At 38.1% G+C, this 14,944-nt stretch carries 15 protein-coding genes; 9 read left to right on the top strand and 6 right to left on the bottom strand.

Annotation, left to right across the window (positions count from 1 at the left end; translation table 11 throughout):
* The 8 genes from IPH66_10460 to IPH66_10425 all read left to right on the top strand — a co-directional run bounded on the left by IPH66_10460 (position 1) and on the right by IPH66_10425 (position 8,877).
* Complete coding sequence (locus tag IPH66_10460) at positions 1-2,133, top strand: insulinase family protein (protein ID MBK7129769.1); 2,133 nt, start codon at positions 1-3, stop codon at positions 2,131-2,133.
* A 117-nt stretch (positions 2,134-2,250) separates the two neighbouring features.
* Positions 2,251-2,652, top strand: coding sequence for a hypothetical protein (locus IPH66_10455; GenBank protein ID MBK7129768.1), 402 nt, complete (start codon positions 2,251-2,253; stop codon positions 2,650-2,652).
* A gap of 170 nt (positions 2,653-2,822) precedes the next feature.
* A complete protein-coding gene (locus IPH66_10450) occupies positions 2,823-3,824 on the top strand; it encodes a hypothetical protein (GenBank protein MBK7129767.1) in 1,002 nt (333 codons plus the stop codon).
* A gap of 94 nt (positions 3,825-3,918) precedes the next feature.
* Positions 3,919-5,463 (top strand): replicative DNA helicase, encoded by a 1,545-nt coding sequence (gene dnaB / locus IPH66_10445; GenBank protein MBK7129766.1) that lies wholly within the window; start codon positions 3,919-3,921, stop codon positions 5,461-5,463.
* The gene (locus IPH66_10440; GenBank protein MBK7129765.1) at positions 5,447-6,715 is read left to right on the top strand and encodes an asparagine synthetase B; all 1,269 of its coding nucleotides are present in this window, start codon (positions 5,447-5,449) and stop codon (positions 6,713-6,715) included. The genes dnaB and IPH66_10440 overlap by 17 nt, the downstream gene beginning before the upstream one ends.
* A 53-nt stretch (positions 6,716-6,768) precedes the next feature.
* Positions 6,769-7,599, top strand: a complete 831-nt coding sequence (dinD, locus tag IPH66_10435; GenBank protein MBK7129764.1) for a DNA damage-inducible protein D — start codon at positions 6,769-6,771, stop codon at positions 7,597-7,599.
* 116 nt (positions 7,600-7,715) lie between these two features.
* Positions 7,716-8,177, top strand: coding sequence for a low molecular weight phosphotyrosine protein phosphatase (locus IPH66_10430; protein MBK7129763.1), 462 nt, complete (start codon positions 7,716-7,718; stop codon positions 8,175-8,177).
* Positions 8,137-8,877, top strand: a complete 741-nt coding sequence (locus tag IPH66_10425; GenBank protein MBK7129762.1) for an SAM-dependent methyltransferase — start codon at positions 8,137-8,139, stop codon at positions 8,875-8,877. The genes IPH66_10430 and IPH66_10425 overlap by 41 nt, the downstream gene beginning before the upstream one ends.
* 51 nt (positions 8,878-8,928) lie before the next feature.
* Here the strand turns inward: IPH66_10425 and IPH66_10420 are convergent, their stop codons facing one another.
* The 6 genes from IPH66_10420 to IPH66_10395 all read right to left on the bottom strand — a co-directional run bounded on the left by IPH66_10420 (position 8,929) and on the right by IPH66_10395 (position 14,370).
* Positions 8,929-10,950: a TPM domain-containing protein gene (locus IPH66_10420; GenBank protein ID MBK7129761.1), complete on the bottom strand. Its 2,022-nt coding sequence runs from the start codon at positions 10,948-10,950 to the stop codon at positions 8,929-8,931.
* On the bottom strand, positions 10,940-11,965 hold the full coding sequence (locus tag IPH66_10415) for a LemA family protein (GenBank protein ID MBK7129760.1): 1,026 nt from the start codon (positions 11,963-11,965) through the stop codon (positions 10,940-10,942). Before IPH66_10415 ends, IPH66_10420 begins: the two co-directional genes overlap by 11 nt.
* Before the next feature lie 24 nt (positions 11,966-11,989).
* Positions 11,990-12,211 (bottom strand): RNA-binding S4 domain-containing protein, encoded by a 222-nt coding sequence (locus tag IPH66_10410; GenBank protein ID MBK7129759.1) that lies wholly within the window; start codon positions 12,209-12,211, stop codon positions 11,990-11,992.
* Positions 12,192-13,253 (bottom strand): methylmalonyl Co-A mutase-associated GTPase MeaB, encoded by a 1,062-nt coding sequence (gene meaB, locus IPH66_10405; protein ID MBK7129758.1) that lies wholly within the window; start codon positions 13,251-13,253, stop codon positions 12,192-12,194. The genes IPH66_10410 and meaB overlap by 20 nt, the downstream gene beginning before the upstream one ends.
* Positions 13,254-13,847: a hypothetical protein gene (locus IPH66_10400; protein ID MBK7129757.1), complete on the bottom strand. Its 594-nt coding sequence runs from the start codon at positions 13,845-13,847 to the stop codon at positions 13,254-13,256.
* Between the two features lie 112 nt (positions 13,848-13,959).
* Complete coding sequence (locus IPH66_10395) at positions 13,960-14,370, bottom strand: CBS domain-containing protein (protein ID MBK7129756.1); 411 nt, start codon at positions 14,368-14,370, stop codon at positions 13,960-13,962.
* A gap of 157 nt (positions 14,371-14,527) precedes the next feature.
* Between IPH66_10395 and IPH66_10390 the strand changes: the two genes are divergently transcribed.
* Positions 14,528-14,902 carry a hypothetical protein gene (locus IPH66_10390; protein MBK7129755.1) on the top strand — a complete coding sequence of 125 codons (375 nt, stop codon included), beginning with the start codon at positions 14,528-14,530 and terminating at the stop codon, positions 14,900-14,902.
* Positions 14,903-14,944: the final 42 nt, after the last annotated feature.

Here is a 14,944-nt window from a genome sequence, read left to right as displayed (position 1 = left end):
ATGAAAAAATATTTTGCATTCGTTGTTCTCTGTATCGCCGGCATGTTATCATTTGCTCAGGTTGATCGTTCAACAGCACCAAAGGCGCAACCTAATCCTGAAATAAAATTCAATATTCCGGATGCCATCACGCTTGAAAACGGGTTGAAAGTTATTGTAGTAGAAAATCATAAATTACCTAAAGTATCCTTTCAGTTATATATAGATTATCCAACGGTAGCCATGGGTGATAAAGCCGGACTTAACCAGATTTTTGGTGAGTTGATGGCTTGTGGTACCACGTCTATGACTAAAGATGTTTTTGATCAGAAAATTGATTATATCGGAGCTTCTTTATTCACTACTCCAAGAGGATTTTTTGCTTCATCATTGAAGAAACATACACCTCAGTTATTGGAATTATTGAGTGATATGATTTTTAATCCGGCTTTCCCGCAAGAAGATTTTGACCGCATTATTTCTCAAACATTATCTAATTTATCTTCTATTCCTTCTGACCCAAATTCAATTTCTGGTATTGTCAGCGGCGTGGTAAATTATGGCGCTGCTCACCCTTATGGTGAAGTAGCTACTGAAACTACGGTGAATAATATTACGGTTGATGATGTGAAAGATTTCTACAAAAGAAATTTTATTCCTAATTACGCCTATCTAGTAATTGTGGGAGATATTTCACAAGCTGAGGCAAAATCGTATGTAGATAAATATTTTGCAAAATGGCAAAAAGGAGCTGAATTGAAACGTCCGGTTTATCCATTGCCTGTATTGAAAGGAAACAATGTGTTTTTTGTTGATAAACCGGGGGCAGTTCAAAGTGTTATTGATATTTCGCACACGGTAGAATTAAAACCGGGACATCCTGATGCAATTGCGCTGAGCGTTATGAATGGCATTTTGGGTGGAGGAAGTTTTTCAGCCAGATTAATGGCCAATTTGCGTGAAGACAAAGCATACACCTATGGTTGTTATTCTTCTATAGCACCAGATGAAATTATTGGAATTTTTTCAGCCGGCGGAAGTTTCAGAAATGAAGTTACTGACAGTGCTATTGTCCAAATTATTTATGAAATACAAAATATGTTTACCAATGGGGTAACAGATGAAGAACTCAGCCTGGTGAAAAGCTCAATGACCGGTGCTTTTGCAAGATCTTTGGAAAGTCCTGAAACGGTTGCTCGTTTTGCGCTGAATACTATCCGTTATAATTTACCTAAAGATTATTATTCAAATTATCTGATGAATCTTGAAAAGGTAACAAAAGAAGATGTATTGCGCGTTGCACAAAAATACCTGCGCCCTGAAAATTTGAATATTCTGGTAGTAGGTAATCAAGAGATAGCTGAAAAATTAAAAGTATTTGATGCATCTAATGCTATTCATTACAAAGATTATTATGGCAATGACAAAGCACAGTTGAAACAAGTTCCGGATGGCGTTACCTTAGAAACTATTTTTAATCAATTTGCTTTCAATTGCTTTATGGTAAATGATCAAGCCGGTTTTGACGCAAAACTTGCCCGTATTGGTTTTATTCAAACATCGTACCTTGCTGATTTACCTGAGATTGGTGGGTCACTGACTTTAGTCACTTATGAAGGAAAACCAAACATGTCAGCATTTATAATGAAGGTTAGCAGTCCGATGATGAACGGCACCCAACAAAAAGAATGGTTTAACGGAACTGAAGGAGGTACATTTGCCATGGGTCAAGGTTCAACAAAATATGATGAAAATGAAATTGCAAAACGTCAGAAATCATCGTTCCCTTTTGTTCAACTATATTATTTGCAAGATGATTCAATTAAAGTTGAATTATTAGGAATTGATGTAGTTGACGGTAAAGAATATTATAAAGTGAAAATTACGCAAGTGAACAATGTAAATGAGTTTTCATACGAGTATTACAATGTTGAAACCGGCATGCTTGATATGAAAGAAACATTTACCACAACAGAAGAAGGAGTGATGACTATAGTAATTGCGTATGGTGATTACCGTGACATGGGTAAAGGATTGATCATTGCCCACTCAATGAAAATGTCGGTAGGTGGACAGGTGTTACCTTTTGTAGTGCAAGGTTGTGTAGTTAAGAAAAAAGCAAAATCTAAAGCATTTATTGGTACGTTTGATTAGTAATAATTATTCAAATAACAGAAAACCGTCCTCACCAGGGCGGTTTTTTTTATCTTGCAGAAGAACTTTATCAAGATAAGGTTGTAGTAAAGCAAAGAATGTTCTTAAATTCAGGTGATGAAAATAATTTTGATAATGAGTTTGTTCATGTTTGGTTTGAGCGCATGCCATACAAGAAAGTCAGCAGAAACAAGTGAAGAAATGACACCCACTGAATCAAACGCATCAGATCCAAGTGCTCAAAAGCAAGTTGAAGCAAAAGTGATTTATGTGCCTTTTGAAAACAAAGCCGGCCGATTGATTGAAGGGGTTGGTGATTATTTTTTGGTGTATGAAAATAGTGAGTGGTTTGTGAAATTTGACTGCTCAGATGGCGCTGATCCGGGTGATCTCAAACCGTTGATTGATCAAACAGCAAAATTTTCTCTGACAGAACGTGAAGGTCAATGGGATTCTGACGATCCAAACGTGCAAAGTCGCATTGGAAAGTATGTTTGCATTCACGCCATTGAACGTTGATTGATTGTTAACATTCTAGTAATTAGGTCTGCCCAGTTTTTTCATAACTTTGTTTTGTACAATTGATATCTGTTTTGTACTGAATTAAGCGAACACCCTATAAGAGTCCCGTTCTGTGCGGGATAATCCGAAACCGCTTAGCTGAAATTTTGCAAATTATTAATTTAATTATGAAACGCATTTGCAATATCATATTGGTTTGCTTCATGTTGGTTTTAACAAAAGAGGTGAAGGGGCAATGTCCAGAAGGAACACTTGGTGTAACAGGTGCAGGGTGTGGTTGTTTAGCTAGTTGCGATTTAACTTCATTCGGTGGCCCTAATTGTGGTAGTGGTGTTTCTGGGAATTGTACCGCAGGGGAGTTACCAATGTCAGTTGATATTGTTGTTCCAGACGGTTGCACGTTTACAGTTACCGCTGTAATGCAGAATAGACCTGGTTGTACTGCTTCAGGAGCAGACGCAGGTGATCAACTAAAAGTAGATATTCCCGGTGGACCAAAGCCCTTTCAAACGGGAGCTTCTAATGCAACACTCACGGATAGCTATACGCTTGCTGGACCGGCAACAATTCGGGTGTCCGGAACTGCAAACAGAGCAGATGAAATTATCACATATTCAACCACCTATTCCGGTGTCTATTGTAATGCTTGTGGTAGTATTTTGCCTTTAGGTATTAGTGATTTTGAGGGTATTCAGAAAGATAGATACATTCAGTTGAGTTGGCTCACAGGGTCAGAATTGAATTCTGATTATTTTAAGATTTTTAGAAGTGTTGATGGAATTAATTATGAAGATGTTGTTGTTGTAAATGCCTTAGGTAATAATTCTCAAAGTTACAAATACGATATCATTGACACGGAAGTCCCAATGTTTGGCACCATCTACTACAAATTGAATGCTTATGATAATGATGGACAATTGACTGAAACTAAAATCATACAAGTGGATTATACACCAGCATTTGTTTTGTATGAAGAAGGAATAATCCGCATTAATTTAGGAGATGACATTTCAGCTGATGATGTGGCATTGGTTTATGATTATGCCGGTAAGTTGATTTGTTCAATACCTTTAATTGATAACGTTGGTGAAGCTATCGTTAATTACAACGGGCTGATGTTTGTTTCTCTCCCAAATAGAGGACTTCGTTGTAAAATTGTGGGTCTCTAAGTCTTTTCAACATGTTATCCTCATGTTAGCTGTTTAAAAAATTAAGTCTCTTTCTTCTGGCATCCCCCTTCCCATTTCCCTATATTTGTGAGATATGGAAGAAAACAAACCGGTAAAACCTGCGCCACGTCGTTCATTGGTAAGCCAAAGTATTCAGGCTGTGAATGAGTTGGGCAAGTTGCCTCCGCAAGCTGTTGATGTGGAAGAGGCAGTGCTGGGTGCCATGCTGCTTGAGAAAAATGCAGTCAACGATGCTATTGACATTCTCAAACCGGAAAGTTTTTACAAAATTGAACACCAGAAAATCTTTGCTGTCATTCTTGAATTATTTGCCAGCTCTGAAAATATTGATATCCTCAGCGTAACTGAACGGCTGAGAAAAAAAGCCGAATTGCAATTAGTTGGCGGACCGGGTTATATTGCCCGACTAACAAATAAAGTCGCTTCTGCAGCACACGTTGAATATCACGCCCGCATCATTTCTGAAAAATTTATCTTGCGGTCTCTCATTGAAGTATCTACTGAAGTGATCAAAAATTCGTATGACGAAACAAAAGATGTATTCAATGTTTTGTCAGATGCGGAAGGCGGACTATTCAAAATTGCAGAAGGTAACCTGAAAAAAAGTTATCAGAATGTAAATGATCTCGTGCATCAGGCCATTCAGGAAATTGAAAAAGCAAGCGAGAATAAAGATGGTGTCAGCGGTGTTCCGTCAGGGTTTACTGATTTAGATAGAATAACATCAGGCTGGCAGCGCTCAGATATGATTGTGTTGGCGGCTCGTCCCGGAATGGGGAAAACGGCCTTCGTACTTTCTATGGCACGCAATACCGCGGTGCAGTTTAAACAACCGGTGGCCATATTTTCTCTTGAGATGTCAAGCGTGCAATTGGTAAAAAGATTCATGGCAATGGAAACCGGCATTGCGTCAGAAAAATTGCGCAAAGGTTTTTCAGCTAAAGAAGATTGGGACCAGTTACATTCACGCATCAGCGCATTAACTGAAGCGCCTATCTATATTGATGACACGCCTGCATTATCAATTTTTGAATTGCGCGCAAAATGTCGTCGAATGAAAATGCAACACGACATTCAACTCGTTATCATTGACTATTTGCAATTGATGTCTGCCGGTAGCAAAGGCGGAAATCGTGAACAAGAAATTTCTACCATCTCACGCTCTATCAAAGAAATTGCAAAAGAGTTGAACGTACCAATTATTGCGCTGTCTCAGTTGAGTCGTTCAGTTGAAACACGCGGAGGTGATAAACGACCTTTGTTGTCTGACTTACGTGAATCAGGCGCAATTGAACAAGATGCCGATATGGTTTGTTTTATTTATCGCCCTGAGTATTACGGTCTCATTGAAGATGAAAACGGAATGCCAACGGAAGGAATTGGCGAGATTATTGTAGCTAAACACCGAAACGGTTCGTTAGATACTGTGCGGTTAAAATTTGTGAAGGAACTTACTAAATTTGATAACCTAGACGCATTTGATAACGGAGTTTACGGTACCTTTAAACCAAATACCGGTTTTGAAAGCAACAATGTTGCTACCATCACCGTTAAAAGTAAAATGAATCAGGATGACGATGATTTTCTTACAACATCTCAAGATGATCCGCCTTTTTAGTAAAGGGCTGCTCCTCGTTTTTCTGTTCTTCGGAAAAGGCGCTTTCTCTGCCACCATTCTTGTGCCAATGGATGAAACCCAAACTGATCACCTCAGGGCTTATGGGGTTGCATACCGTGCATTGGATAAAGGTTTTATCATGGAATGGTTACTCAATTATCGCGGCGGAAGTTTTTTATTCCCTCAAGATATGGGTATTGAAGAAGATTTAATTCTGTCTCGTGTTTCGTATAAAATTATACCTGATTCTAAAGTAGAGCAAATCAAATCTGAAATTGCACAACCTGAAGTCAACATGGAAGTGGTGCAATTAGAAAAAGCACCAAAAATTGCCGTGTATACCCCGGGTGGTAAACAACCTTGGGATGATGCAGTGACGCTTGTCTTAACGTATGCTGAAATTCCGTATACTGAGATTTATGACTCAGCTGTTGTGATGGGGGTATTGCCTGAATATGATTGGCTGCATTTACATCATGAAGATTTCACAGGACAATACGGAAAATTCTATAAAAATTATCACACTGCTGGCTGGTATCAAAAACAAGTGAGAGAGTCAGAAGCTTCTGCAAAAATGTTGGGCTATGCTAAAGTGAGTGCCATGAAATTAAGCGTGGCAATTAAAATAAAAGAGTTTGTTGCCGGCGGAGGTTTTCTTTTTACCATGTGTTCAGGAACTGACAGCTATGATATCGCATTGGCTGCTTACAATACAGATATTTGTGATGTGATTTATGATTATGATGCGGCTGAACCTGATTATCAGTCAAAACTGGATTACTATCAAGGATTTGCTTTCCATAACTACACCATCGTGAAAGATCCTTTAGAATATGAGTATTCTGATATTGACGGATCTGATGATCATCGTGCTTTGGGTGAAAGTCTTGATAAATTTTTTCTGTTTGAATTTTCTGCTAAATGGGATATCGTGCCTACTATGTTGTGTCAGAATCACACCCTTGAAATCAATGGATTCATGGGGCAAACAACAGATTTTAGAACTGAATTTATCAGACCTGATGTTCTGATTATGGGCGATAATAAAGCGCTTGGTACAGCTCGCTATCTGCATGGAGAATTTGGTGAAGGAACATGGACCTATTACGGCGGACATGACCCCGAAGATTATCAGCATTTTGTTGGTGATCCGCCAACTGATTTGAGCTTGCATCCAAATTCACCGGGGTATCGGCTTATTCTCAACAATATCTTATTCCCTGCTGCTAAGAAAAAGAAAAGGAAAACTTAGTAAACCTCTAGTCCGAATTGAATTCGAAAAAAAAAATAACTTTCGACTGTGTAATGAAAAAAGAACAAATACTTGAACTCTTTGAAAGGTTTGAGGTTGCTGCCTCAGAGATAGAAGGTGTTGAATGCTGGAGTGCCAGAGAACTTCAATCCTTACTTGGGTATGCAAAATGGGAAAATTTTGAAAATGTAATTGACAAAGCCAAGGAATCATGCAAACACGCTGGTGAAAAGGTTTCAGATCATTTTCCTGACGTCAGGAAAATGATCTCATTGGGAAAAGGAGCAGAAAAGGAAATAGATGATATCATACTTACACGGTACGCCTGTTATCTGATTGCACAAAATGGCGATAGCCGGAAAGAAGAAATTGCATTTGCACAGAACTATTTTGCAGTGCAGACTCGCAAAGCAGAAATAGTTGAACAACGCATCTTGGACTTTGAAAGAGTTAAAGCGCGGGAGAAACTTAGCGTGACGGAAAAAAATCTTTCGGGGATACTTTACGAAAGAGGTGTTGATGACAAGGGGTTTGCTGTAATTCGATCCAAAGGTGATCAGGCACTTTTTAGACTTACAACTTTGCAGTTAAAGAAAAAAATGGGCGTTCCGGATAATCGTCCTGTTGCTGACTTTCTTCCAACGATTGGGATAAAAGCTAAAGACCTTGCCGCAGAAATGACCAGCCTCAATGTACAGAGTAAAGACCTGAAGAGTCATATTCCCATTGAGAAGGAACATATCGACAATAGCAAAGCTGTACGTGAAATGCTAACCAAAAGAGGTATTATACCTGAAAATCTCCGTCCGGCAGAGGACGTGAAAAAATTACAACGAAAACTGGATAGTGATGGAAAGAAAATTTTGAAGAATAAAAAAAAATAAGAGTATCACACCATATAGTTACGCGGATTTGTGTTGCACTCTGAAAAGTTCTGATTATTCACTTATCCTTAGAAAATAAATAGCAAGACTAATGATTCGAGTTAAAAAAATTAAGCATGAAAATTCTAACGGTCTGTCTGGGCAATATTTGTCGCTCACCAATTGCTGAAGGTATTTTGCGGCATAAACTCAGACAAATGAAAAATACAGACATCCTTACTGATTCTGCCGGAACATCAAACTTCCATATTGGTGAAGCACCTGATACCCGCATGCGAATGACAGCGGTGAGAAATGGAATGGATATTTCTGATTTACGCGCACGGCAATTTTGTGTAGATGATTTTGACGATTTTGATTTGATCTATGCCATGGATTTAAATAATAAAAAAGATATTCTCTCACTGGCAAGGAATGAAGATGATATAAAAAAAGTTAAGCTTATTTTGGACGAAGTGTATCCCGGTGAAAATCGTGAAGTACCTGATCCTTATTACGGCGGTGATGATGGTTTTCAAGATGTGTTTGATATGCTTGATGAAGCTACTGATCAAATCATTGCACGATATGTTGAGTAAGGGAAAATTATATATTATCCCTGTGCCAATAAGTGATGATACACTGCACAAAGTTATTCCTGATTATAATCGTGAATTGATTGCAAACATGCGTTGTTTTGTTGTAGAAAAACTCAAAACTGCAAGACAATTTTTACGCGGATTGATTTCAGATTTTCCAATTGATGATTCTGTTTTTTTTGAATTAGATAAGCATGCAAATTATACTGCAGATAATGAATTGAAAACGGTTTTACTCAGTGGACAAGATATTGGCTTGATGTCTGAATCAGGATACCCGGGTGTTGCTGATCCCGGAACAACGGTGGTTCAATTGGCACATCGTTTAGGTGTAGAGGTTATTCCGCTTGTTGGACCCGGCTCAGTATTTATGGCGCTTGCCGCAAGCGGACTCAATGGTCAGGGATTTACTTTTCACGGTTATCTTCCCAAAAAAGAAAATGATTTACACCAGACGTTGAAAAACATTACACAACAAATTTCTAAAAGCGGATATGCGCAAATTTTTATTGAAACACCTTATCGCAACCAAGCTATCTTTGCAGAAATTTTGAAAAATATTCCGGGTGATATGCAACTCACCATTGCGTATGATATTACAGGAGAACATCAGAAAATCATCACACGTCCATTGCACGCATGGAAGAAAGAACCATTTCAATTTGAAAAGTGGCCTTGCGTTTTTATTTTAGGCCGGTAGAACAGGTCGATACCTTCGCAGGAATTTAAATAGGTATGATTTGAATCCCCATTACCATCTGCTACCCGCTCCACCACCGCGCGAACTTCCACCGCCAAATGATGAGCCTCCGCCACTACTGTAACTTCTACTATAGCCTCCGCCACCGCCGTATGAACTGCCTCCTGATGATGACTTCGTTTTTTTAGGAATCACATAGGTAGTTATTTTTGAGTGTCCGCAATTTTCACATTTATATTTTTTTTCTCCTGTTCCGCTAGATGTATAAGTTGCCGGTGTTATCGTTCTGTCATATTCTTTAAAATATGTTTTGAATGAACAGCTTGGGCATTTATTATACTTGGTGAACCATTTTTTGTATGACAAAATCATTACACGTTTTGAGTCAGCTGTTACCCAAACATCATAATCAATTGATTTTACTTTCTCTTCAACTTCCTGTCCTTGGCTTAGATGTTTATCTTCTTCATGATCTCCCAGTTTATGCATCTCTTCTCCGGTTTCACTATTGAAGCGAACGGTATTTCTCCAGCGTTCCATGATACTTTTAGTCAAAAAATATAGCACAACAAATGGTATTGGAATTACAAATGGCCAAATTCCCAAAGAGAAAAATTTCATGATATGATAGCGTTTGTATGGGTCACGCACCGAGAAAGAAAATATAATGGCAATGATCCAGGCTGCTGTCATCAATCCACCTGACCAGAGTAAAAAATAAAAAAATCCTGATTCAAAAAATTGGAAAGGCTCTGAAACATATTCATACTCATCAAAGGTGTAATCACTATCATCATATCCTGTGTCAGAAGAATAGAGTGGAGGAGTGCCGTAAAGAAAATCACATGTTGCCTGCACGCCACGTATGGTGCCCGTTACATAGTCATTCAATTTGTAATAAGGTACCATTTCATTTTGCTGAATGTCATAACAATCTCCATCTGTCAAAATGGTTTCAGTGCCACGACCGGTGATAAATTCTACAGCATGTTGATCATTAATTACCAATATGAGTAAACCATTATCAAGATCTTTCTGACCAATTCCCCAGTGGTTGAACAAGTCTGTTCCCCATCCATGCGGATCATTATCACCAATTGAATTGAGACATACAACTGCCACTTGAAAGCCGGTTTTCAACTCAAGCGTATCCAATAAATCATTAATCATGTTAATGGCAAAGGTGTCCAGCATAAAGTGCGGATCAGTCACTGAACCATTGTCTTTTTCTCTTGGATTTTCTACTTGTTTATAATCTGAAATTACACCGTCGGTGTTGATGCGGGCATAATTCATGTTCACGCGTTTATCTACTAATCCATCAAAATAATTTTTGTCAGAATAGGTGATGGTTTCATCTGTGCTATTGTTGCTGAATGCAGTTGAAACTTCTCCGGTGAAAATGGGATCATCATCCTGATAGAATGATTTTTTCATGGTCTTTAGCTCTCCATAAGAGCGTTCAACTTTGTTGGGATATTGTGAATGAACACCGGTATTTCCGTCATAATTGAGAATTTTTGCATCAAAAGCAATTTCTTCAAATATATGCTCACCCAATTTTTGAATTGATACAAAATCTCCGGTGCCGGTTGCTTTGCCTGCTAAATGTGTTTCAATAATGTCTGCCGCTGTTTCACTGAGAAAATCAGTCTTGAAAAATGACTTTAATCGTGAACCTATGCGATAAACAACTGCTTGTTTGGATTTACATTGCAATTGAAAAACAAAACGTCCGTTGGTTTTATTTTCAAGATCCCATAATTCAATTAAACGGTCAGCATAAGCTTCAGGGTCTTCAGGAGATTTTATATAATCAACTCTTACACAAACCGGTTCAATGTATCGCGGAAAATAATAGGTTTCGCGCGTGTTGATTATTTCTAGATACCATTCTTCAATTATTTTTTTTGCCGGATCAATGATAAATCCCACTGAATCAAAAACCGGTTGAGGAAGATCTTCCGGTGCATACGTTTTATCTTTACTGAAACCATGTTGGCTGAATGCTGATATGAAAACTATCAGTAACCAAATTCGTGAAAATAATCGGACATGTATTTTATTGTTCATTGTAATAAGGTTTTATTTCGTACTGAGGAAATTGATCATGATGTTTTTTCACCAGGATATTATATTTTTTTACCGCTTCATTGTAATTTTTTTTCTCAAAAGCTATCCGGTTTTCTGAACCTTCAATTTGTACCAAAAGTTTTTCAACGGCAGATTTTTCACCAAGCTGACTCACGATATTTTTTGCTTCATCAACTTTAGCTGAAAGTGAATTTTCAAGTTGAAATTTTTCTTCACCTTCACTGTTTTTAATTTGCTGTTGTAAAGTTTGAATGGTGGAATCTAACACTGTAAGTTCAGCCGGAGATTGTTGAACAGCACTGAATAAATCAGGCAGCATGCTGTTGCGTTGATCAATGGCAACCTGCACTAAATCAAGTTTGGAAGCAACATCTTCTTCTGCTTCAATTAACTGATCGCGAATTTGATTGTACTCTGAGGTTTGTTGATTTTGTTCAGCCTCTTGATTGTTTTTATTGGCTGCACTAACTAAAAAAAAAATGATGATCAATAGAACAACTGCAACAACGCCAAGTAGAATGTAAAATTTCTTGCGTGATTTATTGTCTTTTTCCAGCACGCCTGATTTTTTTTGAATAGTACTCAATACCATCACGGCCTGCTGATCACGAGGATCAACCAACAATTCTTTACGTGCGTAGTATTCTGCTTTTTCACGTGTTGATGGATTATGGTCTTCAAGCCACATCATCATATAGGCTTTGGCAAGTATGGCATTGCAGTTTGTCAGGTAGGGATTAATGGCTACTGCCTGCTCACCTTCAAGCACGGCATCTTTATAATTTCTGGCTTTGAGATGATCGTCTGCCAATTTGAGATGCTTTTGTGCTTTCACTAAAAGTGCCTGCCATTGCTCTTCATTCAAGCCCATGCTGATGGCTAATTCTTTCAACTCTGACAGGGTGAGTGGTCGTTCTTCTAAAGTGTCATTCGTTTCTCCGGCTGATACGATGGCTTTAATTTGTGCGGCAAATCTTTCTTCGTTGCTATCCATGTGATATTGAATTGTCAGGTGAAATTAAGAAACAATTTCTATTTCTACGGGTCCGGTTTGTACAATATCTCCCGCGTATAATTTGCGGCGTATCCGAAATTCTTCTTGTCCGTTGACGGATACAGTACCTTCTTCAATTTGCACTTTACCTTCGCCACCGGTGCCGGCAATGCCTTCAATTTTTAATAATTTAACCAGTTCAATAAACGGACTGTCTTTCTTTAATTTAAATGTTCTTTTTTCCATTGAGAAATATTTCAGCCAGCTTGATTGCGGCTTGTTTTGATGTGATTTTTCCGCTGATCAGTGCTTTTTCAAATTTGGCAATTGCGGAATTAATTTTTTTATTTGCATAAAATGAATGTACAATGATATCTTTTACGGCATCATGCATCCAATATTTATTCTGTTCTTCTCTTGTCTTATCAAAATATCCGTTGCCTGAAGTAGTTTCAATAAATTTTGAAATGATATTCCAACACGTGTCCATGCCTTTACTTGTGAGTGCGCTACTAGTTTCAACGCGCGGTGTCCATTGATTGGCATTGGGTCTTGCCAAATGCAAAGCATTCATGTATTCACTGCGAGCAAGATTGGCTTTTTTTACATTATCACCATCTGCTTTTGTGATAATAATTGCATCGGCCATCTCCATGATGCCTTTTTTTATTCCTTGCAATTCATCACCCGCACCTGATAGCATCAACAAGAGAAAAAAATCAGTCATTGATTTTACCACCGTTTCTGATTGTCCTACACCTACTGTTTCAACCAGAATTACATCATACCCTGCTGCTTCACACAATAAAATACTTTCACGGGTATGATGTGCAACACCACCCAATGAACCTCTGCTTGCACTTGGTCTAATAAATGCGCGCTCATTTACTGATAAATTGTTCATGCGAGTTTTATCACCCAAAATGCTGCCGCCAGACTTTTCACTGCTTGGATCAACGGCAAGTACCGCTACTTTTTTTCCGATGCTGATTAAATAGGATCCAAATGAATCAATGAATGTACTTTTGCCAACACCGGGCACTCCGGTAATTCCTATTCTAACAGATTTGCCTGTATATTTCAAACACTTTCTCAGCAAGTCGTCAGATAATTGCTGATCTTTTTCACGCTCACTTTCTGAAATGGTAATGGCTGTTGACAAGGCTGTTTTATCTCCTTTACGAATCATGCGGAATAATTCATCCATTGATCGTTGATCATGATGTTTGCGCCTTATGCTCACCAGGCGGTCAATGGTTTTTTTATCTGGATTTTTTGTCTGCGCCATTCAGGGTTGTCCGTTGCTGTTTACTTGTGAAGTTGTATCGGGTACCGCGTATTTATAAGATTCAATCCACGCTGCATCTTGAACATCACGCAAAATTTTGTATAATGAATCGCCGTAAAAATAATCAGTAAGTACATTACCAACACCATATTCTTCTGTCAATATTTTCATTTGATATTTAGAAGGCTTGTATTGTCCCTGACTCCAACCGGGAGAATCAAATAGCATGGGATGTTCATAAAATCTTAATTTCCAGAGTAAGGTAAAAGGTTTTGCGTAGTATCCGCAAATTTTATTTAAATCGTTGTGCAACAAAAAGCAGGAATCAACTCCGTTTATTTCAAACAAATTAATTTTTTCTGGATTTGCAAGACTAGGATAATAACCCATTGCCTGATACATGAACTGCTGTTCAGAAAGTATTTGTGCTCCGGTGCATACTCCATCACGAAATGTGACAATAGCATAAGTTAGTAACTGAGAATGCGCACTAGTGAATAAGCCCACCGCAAAATACATTTTCTTACCGGTTGATTGAGCAACGGATGTCAAGTTGATAGAAAAGAAAAAAAGTAAAATGTAAATGCAACGCATGATTAGTAAACCAAAACTTGTATTCAAAAAAAGCAGAGCTTATCAGCGCTACTCTATGAATAAAGGTACAAAATCCGTGCTATTCAGCAAATAAGGGAATTTTAAAGCGGTATTAGTCAAGCACCCTGAGCAAGTATTTGATGATGTCTGTATAAGAGACAATCCCTTTCAACGCGCCTCTTTCGGTTACGGCAAAAGCATGTACTTCACCTTTTACCAAACTTTTTGCAACTTTTCCAATAGGGGTGTCTGCTTTGACAGTGGTTGGTTTGGTTGACATAATATCTTTTACCCTGAGGGTTTGATACACTTGTTCTTCATCATTCAAACCGGCATTACCAATAGCACGCATGAAATCAACCAGACTCACCATACCAACCAGTTTTTTGTTTTCTACAACCGGAATATGGTGATGAAATGGTGTTTTTTCATACAAATGTTTGATGTCAACTAATTTTTGATCAGGTTGTACCGTGTTTACCTTGGTGGTCATGATACCTGAAACAGGAGCGTCTAATTTCATAATCGTGCAGAAATCTTAACAAAATTAATGGTTCTTCGTACAAACCGTAAGGGCACAAAGGTAACATTTGTTTGCAACTCTGATGATTATTCTCATGTGTGGCTGCACAAGGCATCTTGAAACGTATCTTTGTTAGGTATTAATAAAAAATAAGCTTATGAAAGCCAGAACGCTGGTAGAGTTATTGACACTTTCGTCAAATCTCTACATGATGTCAAAAGATAAAGAGTTGATGGAAAAACTGCACAACATGGCAGATAAAGGGAAAGACAAAATCAATTCTTTCATGAGTTCAACCACCCGCGATGAAGATGGAAATGAGGTAGAATTTTTGCAAAAAATTGCCATTAAAGCGCATGAAGTGAAAGAAGAGATGGAAGCAAAAATTGGTGAGATGGTTACCAAGTTTTATGAAAAAGTAAACATTGCTCACACAGATGAAATTGCAAAACTCAATACTAAAATTGAAGATCTAGCAAAACAAATTGCTTTGCTTGAAGCACGTCTAAACCGGTACGAACAAGAACAGTGAGTTTATTTTCATCCATAGCCCGCCGTTACAGGTCAGTTAAAC

Source organism: Crocinitomicaceae bacterium (assembly GCA_016708105.1).
Taxonomy (GTDB): Bacteria; Bacteroidota; Bacteroidia; order Flavobacteriales_D; family Crocinitomicaceae; genus JADJGJ01.
This window is presented reverse-complemented; position numbering and strand designations above follow the sequence as displayed.